The organism is Desemzia sp. FAM 23990, from assembly GCF_045528485.1.
Taxonomy (GTDB): domain Bacteria; phylum Bacillota; class Bacilli; order Lactobacillales; family Carnobacteriaceae; genus Desemzia.
In genome coordinates this window covers 1-307 of record NZ_JBGQQW010000083.1, presented here as the reverse complement: position 1 = coordinate 307, position 307 = coordinate 1, and the positions used below count along the sequence as shown (strand labels likewise).

At 41.7% G+C, this 307-nt stretch carries 1 protein-coding gene; it reads right to left on the bottom strand.

Annotated elements, in window-relative coordinates; genetic code table 11:
* Positions 1-307: transposase (locus ACEN4I_RS13550; RefSeq protein ID WP_407127859.1), on the bottom strand; the 307-nt coding region annotated here is incomplete at both ends.

Genomic DNA, 307 nt, shown 5'->3' with positions numbered 1-307 from the left:
AAATGAGGTCAAAGAAATGGTCCGAGTTCTTCTCTTGGAAATGGAAAAGTAAAAGTTGGTAGAGTTCATAATGTTCTCTCAGTTCTTGAGAGTATGACAGTAGCTTTTCTAGGATTTCCTTGTTGGTTAAATGCGCACGAAAAGTCGGACGATAAAAGCGTTTATCGTTGAGTTTGCGACTATCTTGTTGGATCAGTTTCCAGTAGCGTTTCAGGGCACGATATTCCTGTGACTGACGGTCCAAATGGTTCATGATTTGAATGCGGACGCGGTTCATAGCACGACTAAGGTGTTGCACAATGTGAAA